13 protein-coding genes are annotated in these 14668 nt (G+C 71.7%); 9 read left to right on the forward strand and 4 right to left on the reverse strand.

What is annotated here, in order from left to right; translation table 11 throughout:
• Positions 1-25: 25 nt before the first annotated feature.
• On the forward strand, positions 26-895 hold the full coding sequence (gene purU, locus ACZ5KV_RS08735) for a formyltetrahydrofolate deformylase (protein ID WP_464238918.1): 870 nt from the start codon (positions 26-28) through the stop codon (positions 893-895).
• 8 nt (positions 896-903) lie between these two features.
• Entirely contained in the window at positions 904-1656 is a 753-nt protein-coding gene (locus ACZ5KV_RS08740) for an MBL fold metallo-hydrolase (RefSeq protein WP_464238919.1), read from the forward strand.
• 157 nt (positions 1657-1813) lie between these two features.
• On the opposite strand, the gene ACZ5KV_RS08745 is transcribed toward ACZ5KV_RS08740, so the two are convergent.
• Genes ACZ5KV_RS08745 through ACZ5KV_RS08755 form a run of 3 tightly spaced genes read right to left on the reverse strand, consistent with a single transcriptional unit; the run spans position 1814 to position 6141 of the window.
• Positions 1814-3919 carry a ribonuclease catalytic domain-containing protein gene (locus ACZ5KV_RS08745; RefSeq protein ID WP_464238920.1) on the reverse strand — a complete coding sequence of 702 codons (2106 nt, stop codon included), beginning with the start codon at positions 3917-3919 and terminating at the stop codon, positions 1814-1816.
• 55 nt (positions 3920-3974) lie between these two features.
• Positions 3975-4808 (reverse strand): class I SAM-dependent methyltransferase, encoded by an 834-nt coding sequence (locus ACZ5KV_RS08750; protein WP_464238921.1) that lies wholly within the window; start codon positions 4806-4808, stop codon positions 3975-3977.
• A 58-nt stretch (positions 4809-4866) separates the two neighbouring features.
• Positions 4867-6141: an IMP cyclohydrolase gene (locus ACZ5KV_RS08755; protein ID WP_464238922.1), complete on the reverse strand. Its 1275-nt coding sequence runs from the start codon at positions 6139-6141 to the stop codon at positions 4867-4869.
• Positions 6142-6268: 127 nt separating this feature from the next.
• Here ACZ5KV_RS08755 and ACZ5KV_RS08760 point away from each other — a divergent pair, with 127 nt between their 5' ends.
• Entirely contained in the window at positions 6269-6616 is a 348-nt protein-coding gene (locus ACZ5KV_RS08760) for a hypothetical protein (RefSeq protein WP_464238923.1), read from the forward strand.
• An 83-nt stretch (positions 6617-6699) separates the two neighbouring features.
• Here ACZ5KV_RS08760 and ACZ5KV_RS08765 read toward each other — a convergent pair whose 3' ends face one another.
• Positions 6700-8208 (reverse strand): MltF family protein, encoded by a 1509-nt coding sequence (locus ACZ5KV_RS08765; protein WP_464238924.1) that lies wholly within the window; start codon positions 8206-8208, stop codon positions 6700-6702.
• A gap of 178 nt (positions 8209-8386) precedes the next feature.
• Here ACZ5KV_RS08765 and ACZ5KV_RS08770 point away from each other — a divergent pair, with 178 nt between their 5' ends.
• The 6 genes from ACZ5KV_RS08770 (at position 8387) to ACZ5KV_RS08795 (ending at position 14658) form a co-directional block, all read left to right on the forward strand.
• Positions 8387-9670, forward strand: coding sequence for an adenylosuccinate synthase (locus tag ACZ5KV_RS08770; RefSeq protein WP_464238925.1), 1284 nt, complete (start codon positions 8387-8389; stop codon positions 9668-9670).
• Between the two features lie 325 nt (positions 9671-9995).
• Positions 9996-10850, forward strand: coding sequence for an ABC transporter permease (locus ACZ5KV_RS08775; RefSeq protein ID WP_464238926.1), 855 nt, complete (start codon positions 9996-9998; stop codon positions 10848-10850).
• Between the two features lie 8 nt (positions 10851-10858).
• Positions 10859-12172 carry an ABC transporter ATP-binding protein gene (locus ACZ5KV_RS08780; RefSeq protein ID WP_464238927.1) on the forward strand — a complete coding sequence of 438 codons (1314 nt, stop codon included), beginning with the start codon at positions 10859-10861 and terminating at the stop codon, positions 12170-12172.
• On the forward strand, positions 12169-13035 hold the full coding sequence (locus ACZ5KV_RS08785) for an NAD-dependent epimerase/dehydratase family protein (protein ID WP_464238928.1): 867 nt from the start codon (positions 12169-12171) through the stop codon (positions 13033-13035). Before ACZ5KV_RS08780 ends, ACZ5KV_RS08785 begins: the two co-directional genes overlap by 4 nt.
• A complete protein-coding gene (locus ACZ5KV_RS08790; protein ID WP_464238929.1) occupies positions 13032-13670 on the forward strand; it encodes a PIG-L deacetylase family protein in 639 nt (212 codons plus the stop codon). Before ACZ5KV_RS08785 ends, ACZ5KV_RS08790 begins: the two co-directional genes overlap by 4 nt.
• A gap of 4 nt (positions 13671-13674) precedes the next feature.
• On the forward strand, positions 13675-14658 hold the full coding sequence (locus ACZ5KV_RS08795) for a radical SAM/SPASM domain-containing protein (protein ID WP_464238930.1): 984 nt from the start codon (positions 13675-13677) through the stop codon (positions 14656-14658).
• The last annotated feature ends 10 nt before the right edge of the window (positions 14659-14668 follow it).

A 14668-nucleotide genomic window follows, 5' to 3' on the forward strand; every position in this document is an offset into this window, starting at 1 on the left:
CCCCGCGCGGCCAGCAAGGACGCCCATGCCCAACACCGACAGCATCGCCCGGCTGCTCATCTCCTGCCCGGACCGCCCCGGCATCGTCGCGGCGGTGAGCAACTTTCTCTACTCCCACGCGGTGAACATCACCACCCTGGACCAGTATTCCACCGACCCCGAGGGCGGCACGTTCCTCTCGCGCCTGGAGTTTCACACCCCGCACATGGACGTGTCCGGCCCGGCGCTGGAAAAGGCCTTCGCCGAAACCGTGGCCGCGCGGTTCGACATGCGCTGGCACATCAGCTACGCCGCCCGGGTCAAGCGCACGGCCATTCTCGTCTCGCGGCTGGACCACTGCCTGCTGGAGCTCTTGTGGCTGTGGCGGCGCGGCAAGCTGCCCACGGACATCGCCCTGGTGGCCAGCAACCACGACGAGCTGCGCCCGGTGGTCGAGGGCTTCGGCATTCCCTTCCACCACGTGCCCGTGGCGCCGGGTCCCGAGGGCAAGGCCCGGGCCGAGGAGCGCCTGCTGGAACTGACCGAGGGCGTGGACCTCGTCGTCCTTGCGCGCTACATGCAGATTCTTTCCGGGGCCTTCGTGTCCCGCTTTCCCCTGCGCATCATCAACATCCATCATTCCTTCCTGCCCGCCTTCGTGGGCGCCAACCCCTACCAGAAGGCCTACGACAAGGGCGTGAAGCTCATCGGCGCCACGGCGCACTACGTCATCGAGGAACTGGACGCCGGGCCGATCATCGAGCAGGACGTGGCCCGCGTGACCCACCGCCACGACATCGGGGCCCTCAAGGACCTGGGCCGCGACCTGGAACGCCAGATTCTGGCCCGGGCCGTGCGCTGGCACCTGGAGGACCGCATCCTGCTGAACGGCAACAAGACAGTCATCTTCGACTAGGGGCGGCCATGCGCGTGACCTTTCCGGGCGTTGGCGAGGCCTTCGACGAAACCCTGCCCAACACCTGCCTGCTGCTGGAGGCCGGGGAGCGCTCGGCGCTCCTGGACTGCGGCTTCACCGCCGCCCATGCCTTCTGGGCCTGCGCGGGCGCGCCCCTGCGGCTGGACGCGGTGTGGATCTCGCACTTCCACGGCGACCATTTTCTGGGCCTGCCGCTGTTGCTGCTGCGCTTTTGGGAGCAGGGCCGCACGGCGCCGCTGGCCCTGCTGGGGCCTCGGGGCGTGGGCGAGCTGGCCGTGCGGGCCATGGACATGGCCTACCCCGGGTTCCGGGCCCGGCTGCGCTTCGGGCTGGAGGTCCACGAGATGGAGGAGGGCCGGACGGTGGAGGCCGCCGGGTTCGCCTGGGCCTGCGCCCTGGCGGACCACGGCGCGCCGTGCCTGGCCGTGCGCGTTCAGGCCGAGGGGGCGGCGGTGTTCTACTCCGGCGACGGCAAGCCCACGGCGGGCACCCTGGCCCTGGCCCGCGAGGCGGATCTGGTGGCCCACGAGGCCTATGCCCTGGACGCCGAAACCCCCGGCCACGGCACTGTGGCGGGAGCCATCGACTTCACCCGCCGCGCCCGGGCCCGGCGGCTGTGGCTGGTGCACGTGAACCGCGACGTGCGCCGCGAGCGGCGCCGCGAGTTGGAAGCCCTGCTGCGCGATGCGGCGGATGTGGAGGCTTTTTTGCCCGAGCCGGGCGACGCCGTTTCCCTTTAGCTGGCCGCCCGGGATGACGGCCCGCCGAAGGTGTTCAAGATATCCGGGCCCGACGCGCAGCGAAACTGACGCGCCGGGCCCGGATGTTTTTGCGCCGTGGCTCCACCGTTTTGCGCGGCCCGGGAAAAGGGTTTCCCCGGCAGCCCGCCCGCCCGGGCTACTGCTCCCAGGCCTCGGCCACGCGCAGTTCGTTGGTCAGCGGGTTGACCTTGTGCAGGCGGATGAGGAAGCGCTGGCCGGGGTAAATCTTGTCGCCGAGCATCTGGCGCGGGACGCGCACGTACATCTGCTCGCGCGGCAGGGCCAGGGTCACGAGCTGCCCGTCCTCCACGGCCACGGCCTCGAACTGTTCCTTGCGGTTCTGGCGGAAGTACACGAGCTTCCAGTAGCGCGGGCGGAAGCGCTGGATGCGCCCGGCGGCCTCGGTGCGCGCCGTGAGGTGCGGCAGCATGCGCCCCAGTTCCTCGGCCTCCCACAGCGGGGCGCCGTGTTCGAGCACGTGGATCATCTGGGCCATGTTCGCCAGGTCCGCATAGCGGCGCAGGGGCGAGGTCAGGGGCGCGTAGGCCTCGGCGCCGATGGTCGCGTGGCGGCGCGGGGTCAGCTCCTGGCAGGTGGGCGCCATGAGCCGCACCACGCGGTGGGCGTCCTCGGGGCTGGTCCAGACTCCGGCGGCGTCGCCGGGCAGGGTGATGTCCTGGGTGCGGTGGATGAGCGCCACGCCGTGCTCGCGGCCCCAGTCCCCGGCGGCGGAGTTGGCCAGGATCATGAATTCGCTGACGGCGGTCTGGGCCCCGGGGCAGGCCGGGCGCAGGCCGATGTCCACCCGCGTCTGGGCGCCCTGGCCCGTGAGGGTGATGCTCGGGTCGGGCCGGTCCACCACCACGGCGCCGCCCAGGATGCGCCGGGCGCGCAGCTTGAGGCCCAGCTCCACGGCCAGGGCGGGCTGGGAGTCGGGCCCGGCGTCGGCCAGGGCGGCCTCCAGAGCCTCGTAGGTCGTGTTCTCGGCCACGCGGACCCAGGTCAGGCGCGGCTGCATGGCCGTGAGGGCGCCCTCGGCGTCCAGGGCGCAGTCCATGACCAGGGCCGGGCGCGGCTGGCCCCGGTCCAGGCTGTAGAGCCCCAGGCCGTAGGCCTCGGGCAGCATGTGGCTCGTACCCTCGGGCAGGTAGAGGGAGCTTGCGCGCTCGCGCACGGCGCGGTCCAGGGGCGAGCCGAAGTCCCAGGTCAGGGCCGGGCAGGCCAGGGCCAGACGCAGGCGGTAGCCCCCGCCCGGGGTGCGGGTGACGAAAAAGGCGTCGTCGATGTCGCGGGTGGTCGCCGAGTCCACGCTGACGTAGGGCTCGGGCTCGGGCTCGCGGGCCAGGGCCGCCAGCCGCTGGCGCGCGGCGGCGATGTCGTCGGCGAAGGCGTCGCTCCAGGCGTCGCCCCAGGCGTAGCCTTCGGCCAGGAGCTGGGCGTTGAAATGCTCGGGCACCACGCCCCAGGTCTGGGCCAGCAGCAGGGGCAGGTGCGGGTCCTCGGGCAGGCCCTTCTTGAGGGTGGCCCAGATGGCGGCCTCGGGGGTGCCGGTCTCCTCGGCCATGGCCGCCAGGAGCACCGCACGCAGGGCCTGGGCCGTGTCGCCGTCTTCGCTTTCCGGGTCGTTTTGGTCTTGCGCGCCCGGGGCTCCCGTTGCGTCGGGCCCGTCGGGGAACACGGGGGCCGGGCGGCCCTTGACGTGGCAGTCCCACAATTCGCGGAACAGGCTCTGCCCGGCGCCGACCACGCGCTCGCGGCGCTGCTGGGCCTCCAGTTCGGCGGTGCGCGCCTCGACCTTGTCGCGGGGGTGGATGTCGAAATCCGGCGGCTGGAACTTGAAATGCGATTTCTGCTCCAGCATCCGGCGGCCCACGGCGGCCACGCGGTCCGGCCCGGGGTCGTCCCACAGCAGGGAGGCGAACCACTGGGCCGAGGCCCGGGGCACGTCGCCCTGGGCCAGCTCCCACAGCTCGGCGGGGTCCACGCCCGCGGCCAGGGCCTCGCGCTCCTGGTCGTGGCGGGTCAGGATGTCCACGATCTCCTCGCGGCTGTGCTCGCCGGAGTAGACCGGCCCGGCCCAGGGCAGGACGCGCGCGGCGGGCAGCTTGGTCTCGCGGCGGTTGGCCAGCAGCAGGCGGTAGCGCCCGGACTGCTCTGCCAGCACCCAGGCCACGTTGGTCCTGTTGCCGTGCAGGAATTCGACCACGCAGCCGGGGCCGGGATAGCGCACAAGGGAACTCATCGTCTGTATCCGCTCCAATGGCCCCGCGCGGGGCCTTGCTGGCGCACTGCCCGGCTCAGGGGCCGGGGCGCAGGAAAACGTATTCGGCGCAGCCCGTCCAGCCGCGCTGGGGCCGTTGGGCCAGGGGCCGCAGGCCCAGGCGCGCGGCCCGGGCCGCCACCTCCTCCGGGGAGGCGTATTCGTAGGGGTAGCCCCCGATCCAGTCAATCAGATCGTGCCGGAAATCCATGCCCCGGTCGCGGTTGGCCCGGGCCAGAGGCCAGCGGCCCGTGGTCGCCCAGGCGCCCAGCAGCAGCGGCGGGGTCAGGGTCCATTCCATGGCCCGGCGCCCCGGGCCGGGCAGGGCGTTGTACAGCCGTTTGACGCCCTGCCACAGCGGGCTGGTCCAGTGCCGGGCATACAGGGCCAGGGCCAGCACGCCGCCCGGCGCCGTCAGGCCCGCCGCGGCCTCCACCGCGCGCCACATGGCCCCGGTGTGGTGCAGCGAGCCCCAGGCGTAGACCACCCCGGCGGGAGCGAGCGCGGCGGTGAAGGCCGGGTCGAGGATGGAGCCGCGCACGAAGCGCACGCGCCCGGCGTGCCCGGGCAGCAGGCGTTCCAGGTTGTCCCGGCTGGTGCGCACGGCTTCGGGGTCGAGGTCGAAGCCCAGCACTTCGGCGGCGCCCAGCCCGGCGGCGGCCAGGGAAAACAGCCCCGATCCGCAGCCCACGTCCACGAAGCGCGCGCCCCGGATGCGCCCGGGGCCCAGCAGGGCCGCGAGGGACAGACGCGCCGCCTCCAGGGCCCGGGGGTCCAGGCTCTGGCGGGAGAAGGAGCGCCAGTTGGCGCCGAACTCGAAGCGCGGGCCCGGGGCGGGCTCGCCCGCCGGGCCGGGGGGGCCAGGGGTCATGGCCGCTCCTGCCGGGTTGTGGCCGCTGGCGCCGCCCGGCGGGGGCGGCGCGCGCCGCCTAGTGCCTGAACGAACGCTGGCCCGTGAAGACCATGGCCACCTGGGGCGCGGCCTGGTTCACGGCCTGGATGATCTCCCAGTCGCGGATGGAGCCGCCGGGCTGGGCGATGGCCGTGACGCCCTGCTCCAGGGCCACGTCCACCCCGTCGCGGAAGGGGAAGAAACCGTCGGAAACCAGCACGCTGCCGGGCAGCCCGCCGCGCGCCGCACGGGTGCGCGCCTGGATGTCCTCCAGCTTGGCGGCCAGGGCCGGGTCGCTTCCGGCCTTGAGCTTCAGCTCGTACAGGCTCATGCCTTGCTCTTGGGAGGCCAGCAGGTCGGCGTATTTGGTGTAGGCCTTGTGGATGGTCAGTTCCACGCAGCCCACGCGGTCCTGCTCGCCGGTGCCGATGGCCACGGTGGCGCCGTCGCGGACGAAGATCACGGAGTTGGAGGTCACCCCGGCCTCCACGGCCCAGGCGAAGAGCAGGTCGTCGGCCTCCTGGGCGGTGGGCTTGCGGGCGGTGTAGACCGAGCCGTCCTTTTCCGCGCTGGCGGGCAGAAAGTCGGCGGCGGACAGGATACGGTTGCGGAAGGAGAATTGCAGCACCAGCCCGCCGTCGGCGAGGCTCTTGATGTCCAGGAAGGGCTGGCCCGCCAGGGTGCCCAGGTCCGCCAGCCCCGGGATGCGCAGGATGCGCAGGTTCTTGCGCTGGCGCAGCAGGGTGAGCGCCGCCTCGCTGAAGTCCGGCGCGGCGACGACCTCGAAATAGGAGCTGTTGATCAGGGCGGCGGCGGCCTCGTCCAGGGGCCGGTTGACCACCACCGTGCCGCCGAAGGCCGCGATGCGGTCGGCAAGGAAGGCGCGCTCCAGGGCCGTGGCCAGGCCCTCGTCGGTCCAGGCGGCGCCGCTGGGGTTGTTGTGCTTGAGGATCACGGCGGCGGGCTTGGCCGTCAGGTATTGCAGGATGTTCAGCCCGTTATCCACGTCGGTGAGGTTGATCTTGCCGGGGTGCTTGCCCGCCTGGAGCATGTGCTCCTCGGTCAGGGCGCTGACGAGCCCCTGCCCCGGGCCGCGGAAGGTCACGCCGTCCAGGGTCAGGCCGCCGCCCACCAGCTCGAAGAGCGCGGCGGGCTGGTCGGGGTTCTCGCCGTAGCGCAGGCCGCGCCGCTCGCCGTCGATGGTCCAGCCCCGCTTGCGCAGGACCAGTTCCTGGTCGCCCAGGCGCAGGGTCAGGTCGTCGGGAAAGGGGTCGCCCTGGATGGTGCGGTACATGGCCTTCAGGTCGCTCATGGCTGTTCTCCTCGATTTACGTGCTGAGGAAGTGCTGATAGCATAGCGGGGCCCGCTGGGCAATGAAGGGCCCGGCGCGCGGGCCGGTCGCCGTCGCGCCGCCCCGGTCCGCAACAAGGAGATCCACGTGGAAAAGGCTCTGGAGAAACTGGCCCGCCAGCTCATGGGCTACGACGAGGCGTCGCTGGCCTCGCTGTGGGAGAAGTACGCGGCCCGGGTGGAGCATTTCGAACCCACCCGCAGGTGGGAGGAGGCGGCCCTGGTCTTCGGCATGATCCAGGCCATGCGCTGGAAGAACCAGTTGTTCAATTTCCACTGGAAGCAGTCGTCCGAGGGCCTGGGCGCCCCGGGGCTTTCCCCGCACGGCCCGGAGCTGGTCTCGCGCCCGCCCATGCCGCGCAAGGAGCCGCCGCCCGCCAGGACGGCGCGCATCCTGCCCTTCCGGGACCCGGGAGCCCCGGAAAACGACGACTAGCCCCGGCGGCCATGCCGCAAAACGCCGACGGCCCCTTCCCGCAAGGAAAAGGGGCCGTCGGCGTTTTGCGGCGGGGCGCGGGGCTACCGGACGGTGGCCACGTCCGGCCCGGCGGGGCCGGGAGCGGCCGCGGGAGCCGCCGCCAGCCGGGCCCTGGCCGTTTCGCCCTCGGGGCCGTCGTACACCGCCGCGAGCATCTGGGCCTCGGGGCGGTCCAGCTCGCGCAGGCCGTGCAGGATGTAGTGGTAGTAGCGGATGTTCTCCACGAAGGCCACGGCCTCGAAGCCGCGCGTGTAGCCGTGCCTGGCGTCCTTGTACCAGCGCTCCCAGGCCAGCTTGGGGAAGGCGTCCTTGAGCTCGCGCCACGAGGTGCCCGCGCCGCCCAGGCGCCGGGCCAGGGCCACGGCGTCGTTCAGGTGCCCGGGGCCCTGGTTGTAGGCCGCCAGGGCGAAGAGCCAACGGGTGTCGTCGTCCAGGCCGGGGTCGTCCTGGGCGTCGTGGAGCATGCGCAGGTAGCGCGCGCCGCCCAGGATGCTCTGGCGCGGGTCGTTGCGGTCCACGCCCAGCAGCCGGGCGGTGTCGGCGGTGAGCTGCATCATCCCGCGCACCCCGGTTTTGGACACCGCTCCGGGGTCGAAGCGCGACTCCTGGTAGAGCACGGCCACCAGCAGCAGGGGGTCGATGCCGTTTTCGGCGGCGGCCCGGGCGATGGTCGCGCCGTAGCGCGGCAGGCGGGTGCCCACGGTGCGCAGCAGGTGCGCCAGCTCGAAGGGGTCGGCCTCTTCGGGCAAAAAGCCGAAATACTTGTCGTAGAGGTCGGCCAGGGCCGGGCTCTTGTCCATGCGCTCCCAGAAGGCCGCCAGCGACTCGGCCACGGGCCGCTCCCGGGCGTCCCAGTACCAGCGGTAGGCGATGGACGCGGGCAGGGTCCGCGAGGTACGGATGCGGTGGTAGAAGGGCTGCCACATCCGGAAGCGGCCTTCGTCCACCAGGGCGAAGCGGGCCTCGTTGCCGTCCAGGGTGTCCAGCAGGGGCACGATGTCCAGCCCGTCGCCGACCACGGCGCTGGGCGCGCAGTCCAGGGCCTTGCCCTGGTCGCGCAGGGCCGCGCGCAGGTCGGCGTTGGCGCTGACCAGGATGGGCTGCTCGCACAGCTCGCAGTCGGTGCGCACGCCGAAGCGGCGGTCGTTGTGCACGATGACGGGCTTGAAGCTGGCGTAGGCCGGGCCGGCGGCCACGCTGGCCGCCAGGGCCTTGGGCGGGGTGGAACCCAGGGCGATGACCACGTCGGCCTCGCCGCGCTCCAGCATGGCCCAGGCCTCGTTCCAGGATTTGGGGGTCAGGCGCTTCCAGGCCAGGCCGTTTTCGCGGCAGTAGGCGTCGAGCAGCTCCTGCTCGAAGCCCCGGCCCAGGTGGGCGGGGGCGCCCTGCATCCATTCGTGGCCGGGTACGGCCACGCGCAGCACCGCGTGCGGCCGGTAGCCGGTCTCGCTCCAATGCATGGCGTAGACCAGCTCCATCAGCAGCAGCAGCGCCATGGCCAGGAGCACCAGCTCTCCGGCCCGGGGGCGTGTTGGTATATTGACTTGCATGATCGTCTTGGACGGCGGCGAAGCAAGATGCTTGCCACTCGGGTCCGGCACGGTCTTTTGACAGTGATGAAAGACTGTTGACTTTGCCGGAAGCGTTATTTAGACAAGGATGCCTTTTGCCGCGCTCTGCGCGGGCGGCGGCAAACGGGGAAAGAGGTTCTGACAGAAGGAGAGCGAAATGTCAAACACCGTGGTCATGGGCGCCCAGTGGGGCGACGAGGGCAAGGGCAAGATCGTGGATCTTCTCACCGAAGAGGCCGAGATCATTGTCCGTTTCCAGGGCGGGAACAACGCCGGGCATACCCTCGTCGTGGACGGTGAGCAGGTCATCCTGCACCTGATCCCCTCGGGCATCCTGCACGGCTCCAAGCGCTGCCTGGTGGGCAACGGCGTGGTTCTGGATCCGGCGGTCTTCCTTCAGGAGGTGGACAAGCTGGCGGCCCGGGGCGTGGACGTGAGCCCGGGGCGGCTTGTCGTCAGCGCCAAGACCCACGTCATCATGCCCTACCACCGCCTGCTGGACACGGCCCGCGAGACCTACAAGGCCAGCGGCGACAAGATCGGCACCACCGGGCGCGGCATCGGCCCCTGCTACGAGGACAAGATGGCCCGCATCGGCATCCGCGCCGCGGACCTGGCCGACCCGGAGCTGCTGCGGGCCAAGATCGCCCGGGCCCTGGTGGAGAAGAACGCCCTGCTGGCCGGGCTCTACGGCCAGCCCGCCCTGGACGCCGAGGCCGTGTTCCGCGAGGTGCTGCCCGTGGCCGGGCGCATGGCGCCGTATGTGGGCGACGTGGCCGGGATCATCGGCGAAGCCACGGCCGCCGGGCGCAACGTGCTTTTCGAGGGCGCCCAGGGCACGCACCTGGACATCGACCACGGCACCTACCCCTTCGTGACCTCCTCCAACACCGTGTCGGGCAACGCGGCGGCGGGCAGCGGCTGCGGCCCCGGCGCCCTGACCCGCGTGGTGGCCGTGGTCAAGGCCTACACCACCCGCGTGGGCTCCGGGCCCTTCCCCACCGAGCTGGACGACGCCGCCGGGCAGCACATGCAGCGCGTGGGCGCCGAGTTCGGCGCCACAACCGGGCGCAAGCGCCGTTGCGGCTGGCTGGACCTGACCCTGCTGCGCGAGTCCGTGCGCCTGAACGGCCCCACGGACATCGCCCTGACCAAGCTCGACGTGCTGGGCGGCCTGGATGAGCTCAAGCTCTGCACGGCCTACCGCTACAAGGGCGAACTGCGCGACTATCCGCCCCTGGAGGAGAACTCCATGGCCCTGGTGGAGCCGGTCTACGAGACCGTGCCCGGCTGGAGCGAGGACATCAGCGCCTGCCGCACCTTCGCCGACCTGCCGGAAAACTGCCGCCGCTACGTGCGGCGCATCGAGGCCGTGCTCGGCGTGCGCTGCTCCCTGGTTTCCGTGGGGCCCGACCGCAGACAGACCATCATCCGGGCCTAGGCCCGGACGGCGCGGCGACAGGAAACCCGGCTTCGGCCGGGTTTTTTGTTGCCCGGCGGGCCCGGGCGCGGGAGCGGGGCCGGGAGGTTTGTCCTGGCGCCGCGGGCCGCCATAGGGGCGAACACTGCCTGGCAGGGGGGCATGGTTCTTGCTTGAAGCCACCGTGCCCTCCGGGGGGGCGGAGTTTTCCTCCTGCCCCCGGGGGGCACCGGGGTGCCGAAATTTTGTATTCCGGGCACCTGCGGCACCTGCTATCATGCCCCAGGCGGCCAGGACGGCCGTCGGCCCGCCCCGGGCGGGACATCCAGGAAGGACACGGCGAGGAATGGACGGACCCGGAAGCGCATACCCCACCCGCGTCATCGAGCCCCGCTCGGGCTGGCTGGACCTCGACCTGCGCGAGCTGTGGGCCGCGCGCGATCTCGTGGCGCTTTTCGTGCGCCGCAACGTCCTTGCGCAGTACAAGCAGACCGCCCTGGGGCCGCTGTGGTTCGTGCTCCAGCCGTTGCTGACCACCCTGGTCTTCACCGTGGTTTTCGGGCAGGTGGCCCGGCTGCCCACCGACGGGCTGCCCCAGGTGCTGTTCTACCTGTGCGGGGTCGTGGCCTGGCGCTTCTTCGCCGACGGCCTGACCTCGGTGTCCTCGTGCCTGCGGGCCAACGCCAACCTTTTCGGCAAGGTCTACTTTCCGCGACTGGCCGTGCCCCTGGCCGTGGTGCTTACCGGCGCGGTGACCTTCGCCGTGCAGTTCGCCATCTTCCTGGCCCTGCTGGGCTGGTTCCTGTGGGCGGGCGCCCCGGCGGCGCCGAATCTCTGGGCGCTGCTGACCCCGGTGCTGCTGGCGCTCATGGCCGCCCTGGCCCTGGGCCTGGGGCTGCTGGTGGCCGCGCTCACGGTGCGCTACCGCGACCTGGGCTTCGTGGTCGGCTTCGGCGTGCAGTTGCTGCTGTTCGCCAGCCCGGTGATCTATCCCCTGTCCCTGGTGCCCGAGGCGTACCGCGCCCTGGCCCTGGCCAACCCCATGGCCGCCATCCTCGAGGCCCTGCGCTACGGGTTCCTGGGCCAGGGGCTGGCCCCGGGCCCGGCCCTGGCCGTGGCCGGTGCCGCCTGCCTGGGCGTTTTGCTGCTGGGCCTCGCGGTGTTTTCACGGGTGGAGAAGAACTTCATGGACACGGTGTAGGGGCGGGCATGGACCTCGGCGCAACGGCCATCGACGTGCGCGGGATTTCCAAGCGCTACGAACTGGGCGGCATCGGCCCGGCGCGCCTGTGGCGCGGCCTGGGGCGGCGCTGGCCCTGGCTGGCCCGGGGCGCGCGGCCCGAAACCATCTTGCCCGACGGCACGCGCACCGCCGAGGACCATTTCTGGGCCCTGCGCGACGTGGGCTTCCAGGTGCCCGCCGGGCAGATCGTGGGCATCATCGGCAAGAACGGCTCGGGCAAGTCCACCCTGCTCAAGATTTTGACGCGCATCACCACGCCCACCGAGGGCCGGGCCCTGCTGCGCGGGCGCGTGGCCAGCATGCTCGAGGTCGGCACGGGCTTCCACCCCGACCTCACCGGCCGCGAGAACATCTTCCTGAATGGCGCCATCCTGGGCATGACCCGCCGCGAGGTGGCCCAGCGCTTCGAGGCCATCGTGGCCTTCGCCGAGCTGGAGCGTTTCGTGGACACGCCGGTCAAGCGCTACTCCTCGGGCATGTACGTGCGTCTGGCCTTTGCCGTGGCCGCGCACCTGGAACCGGAAATCCTGCTCGTGGACGAGGTGCTGGCCGTGGGCGACGCGGACTTCCAGCGCAAGTGTCTGGACCGCATGGGCGGGGTGGCCCGCAGCGGGCGGACCATCCTGTTCGTGAGCCACAACATGGCCGCTGTGCGCAAACTGTGCGACCGGGTCGTGGTGCTGCGCGCGGGGCGCGTGGCCTTCGACGGCCCCGTGGACCAGGGCGTGGGCATCTACCTGGAGCACAACCCCAGCGAGGCCGCCGCGCTCTCGGGCGAGGAACTGGCCCGGCGGTTGCATCGCGGGGTGGACAGGGAGATCACCATGCAGTGTCTGGAACTTGCCGTGCTGGGTGCCGACGGCGCCCCGCGCAGGGCCTTTTCCTCCGCCGAGCCGGTGCGGGTGCGCGTGCGTTTCCGCGTGCTGGCGCGTACCCCGGGGGCCAACGTGGTCGTGCTGCTCTCCGACGAGGGCGGCGAGACGCTGTTGCGCGCCGAGCGCCTGGACGACCCGGCCGCCGCCCCGGTCCTCGAGCCCGGGGACTACGAGTCCGTCATGACCTTGCCGCCCGACCTGTTCGCCGAGCGCCGCTTTTTCGTCACCGTGAATCTGCAACGCTTCACCGTGCAGCACGACGTGTACCGCCGGGCCCTGTCCTTCGACGTGCATTTCCCCGGGCACTCCATCACCGGCTCCACGGACCAGAGCCGCCGCGGCGCGCCCCTGCGTCCGCTGCTGCCCTGGAGCACCGTGGCCCTGGCCCCGGAGGTGCGGCTATGAGCATTCTCGTCACCGGCGCCACGGGCTTCATCGGCCGGGCCGTGCTGCGTGTGTTGCGCGCCCGGGGGCTGGACCACGCCGTCTTCGAGGGCGACGTGCGCGACCGGGGGGACTTTCTGAACGCCCCGGCCTGCGACGCCCTGATCCATCTGGCCGGGCTGACGCGCACCGACGGCAGCTACGAGGCCCAGCGGCGGCTCATGGATGTCAACGTCACCGGCACCCTGCACGCCCTGGACCACGCCCGGCGCCACGGCGCGCATTTCGTCTTCGCCGGGTCGTGCAATTACGGCCGGGCCCGGGTCATTCCCATCCCCGAGAGCGAGCCGACCACGGCGGCCAACCCCTACGCCCTGTCCAAGTCCGTCTGCGAACAGGCCATCGGCGCCTGGACGCGCCACTTCGGGCTGGCCTCGGCCACGGTGCTGCGCATCTTCAATCCCTACGGCCCCAGCCAGCCCGCGGGCTTCCTGGTCGCCGACCTGGTGGACAAGATCCGCGCGGGAGCGGTGGCGGTCTACAACCGCGCGGCGGTGCGCGACTTCATTTTCGTGGACGATCTGGCCGAACTGATCGTGCGCGCGGCCCTGGCCCCGGCGCCGGGGGTGGCCGTGGTCAACGCGGGCACGGGCCGGGGCCACAGCGTGGGCGAGGTGGTGGACACCATGCTCGACCTGCTGGGGCTGGACCTGCCGGTTCACGACCAGGGGCGGCCCGAGGTCATCCCCGAGAGCGTGGCCGACGTGCGCACCGCCGCCGCCCTGTTCGGCTGGCGCGCCGAAACCGGCCTGCGCCCCGGGTTGGCCCGTGTGCTGGAAGGCCGGGGGCTGCTGGCTCCGGGCGCCGGGGAGGAATTGCCATGAACGTGCTCGCCGTGGGCGCGCATTTCGACGACCTGGAACTGGGCTGCGGGGGCACCCTGGCCCGCCATGTCCTGGCCGGGGACCGGGTGACCATGCTCGTGGCCACGGATTCGGCCTTCGCCGACCCCCAGGGCCGCCCCGTGCGCGACGCGGCCACGGCCCTGGCCGAGGGCCGGGCCGCCGCCGCCGTCATCGGCGCCGAACTGGTCTGCCTCGGCCTGCCCGCCCTGGCCCTGGCCGAGGACGACACCCTGTGCGCCGCCATCCTGCGCGAGGTGGAAGCCCGGGGCATCGACACCCTCTACGGCCATTGGGAGCACGACCTGCACCGCGACCACCGCCGCACGGCCCGGGCCACGCTCATGGCCGGGCGTCATGTGCCGCGCCATCTGACCTTCCGCAGCAACTGGTACGACACGGGCCGACCGTTCCACGGCACGGTCTACCGCGACATTTCCGACGTGTTCGAGATCAAGCGCCAGGCCATCCTGGCCCACGAGTCCGAGATGGGCCGCGTGGGCGAGCGCTGGATCGGGTATTTCACCAACCAGAACGCCAACGACGGGCGCCGGGTGGGCGTGGCCTACGCCGAATGCTTCGAGCCCGTGCGCTGCCTGCTGCCCTGGGGCGCCTAAAGCCATGCCGACCCGCCGCAATCCCTTTCAGGACGCCTACGACCTGTGCAACCGCCAGGACGCGCAGGCCAAGCGCCGCGAGCTGCCGCCCGTGCCGCGCTACATGGACGTGGAGCTGACCAACCACTGCAACTTCTCCTGCTTTTTCTGTCCCACGGGCACCGGCCAGCAGCGCCGGGCCCGGGGCTTCATGTCCGAAGAGGTTTTCGCCCGGCTGCTGGAGCAGGCCGCGCGCCATGCCATGCCCCTGCGCTTCATCCGCTGGGGCGAGCCGACCCTGCACCCGCGCTGGCGGGAATACCTGCGCCGGGCCAAGGAGGCCGGGCTGCTCGTCCACCTGACCACCAACGGCAGCCGCCTGGACGAGGACGCCCTGCGCGATCTGGTGGATATGGGCCTGGACAGCATCAAGTTTTCCTTCCAGGGCGTGGACGAGGCCGGATACCGCGAGATGCGCGGGCGTAATTTCTTCGAGGACCTGCTGGGCCGCGTGGCCCGGCTGCACGCCTTGCGCGGCGAGGCCCCGGGGCCGTACATCCATGTCTCCACCACCGTCACCGCCGAGGGCGCCGAGGCCATCGCGGCCTTCCGCGGGCGCGTGCGGCCCGTGAGCGATTCGCATCAGGTCGGCCGTACGGTGCTGGAGCATATCGACCCCGGCAAGGTCGCCCTGGACGAGGCCGGCCGCGAGACCCTGCGCCGCCTCAAGGCCGCCGAGAGCGTGGTCAAGGTCCACGCCGTGTGCCCCCAGGTTTTCGACGTGCTGTCCGTGAACTGGGACGGCAAGATCAGCGCCTGCTGCCGCGACTACGACGAGTTCATGATCGTCGGCGACCTGCTGCGCGAGGAGCTGGCGGTCGTCTGGACCGGGCGGCGCCTGGAGGCCTACCGTGCGATACTGGCCGAAATGGGCCACGACAAGCTGCCCCTGTGCCGGACCTGCTACGACATGAACCAGTTGCGCCTGCCCGGAGTGCAGGGGCTGTAGCGGAGGCAAG

Source organism: Desulfocurvus thunnarius, assembly GCF_055390965.1.

What these genes read in the sequence shown, in the direction of transcription:
- purU (WP_464238918.1), top strand. Translation starts at nt 26, where the DNA reads ATGCCCAACACCGACAGCATCGCCCGGCTGCTCATCTCCTGCCCGGAC.
- ACZ5KV_RS08740 (WP_464238919.1), top strand. Translation starts at nt 904, where the DNA reads ATGCGCGTGACCTTTCCGGGCGTTGGCGAGGCCTTCGACGAAACCCTG.
- ACZ5KV_RS08745 (WP_464238920.1), bottom strand. Translation starts at nt 3,919, where the DNA reads ATGAGTTCCCTTGTGCGCTATCCCGGCCCCGGCTGCGTGGTCGAATTC.
- ACZ5KV_RS08750 (WP_464238921.1), bottom strand. Translation starts at nt 4,808, where the DNA reads ATGACCCCTGGCCCCCCCGGCCCGGCGGGCGAGCCCGCCCCGGGCCCG.
- ACZ5KV_RS08755 (WP_464238922.1), bottom strand. Translation starts at nt 6,141, where the DNA reads ATGAGCGACCTGAAGGCCATGTACCGCACCATCCAGGGCGACCCCTTT.
- ACZ5KV_RS08765 (WP_464238924.1), bottom strand. Translation starts at nt 8,208, where the DNA reads ATGCAAGTCAATATACCAACACGCCCCCGGGCCGGAGAGCTGGTGCTC.
- ACZ5KV_RS08770 (WP_464238925.1), top strand. Translation starts at nt 8,387, where the DNA reads ATGTCAAACACCGTGGTCATGGGCGCCCAGTGGGGCGACGAGGGCAAG.
- ACZ5KV_RS08775 (WP_464238926.1), top strand. Translation starts at nt 9,996, where the DNA reads ATGGACGGACCCGGAAGCGCATACCCCACCCGCGTCATCGAGCCCCGC.
- ACZ5KV_RS08780 (WP_464238927.1), top strand. Translation starts at nt 10,859, where the DNA reads ATGGACCTCGGCGCAACGGCCATCGACGTGCGCGGGATTTCCAAGCGC.
- ACZ5KV_RS08785 (WP_464238928.1), top strand. Translation starts at nt 12,169, where the DNA reads ATGAGCATTCTCGTCACCGGCGCCACGGGCTTCATCGGCCGGGCCGTG.
- ACZ5KV_RS08790 (WP_464238929.1), top strand. Translation starts at nt 13,032, where the DNA reads ATGAACGTGCTCGCCGTGGGCGCGCATTTCGACGACCTGGAACTGGGC.
- ACZ5KV_RS08795 (WP_464238930.1), top strand. Translation starts at nt 13,675, where the DNA reads ATGCCGACCCGCCGCAATCCCTTTCAGGACGCCTACGACCTGTGCAAC.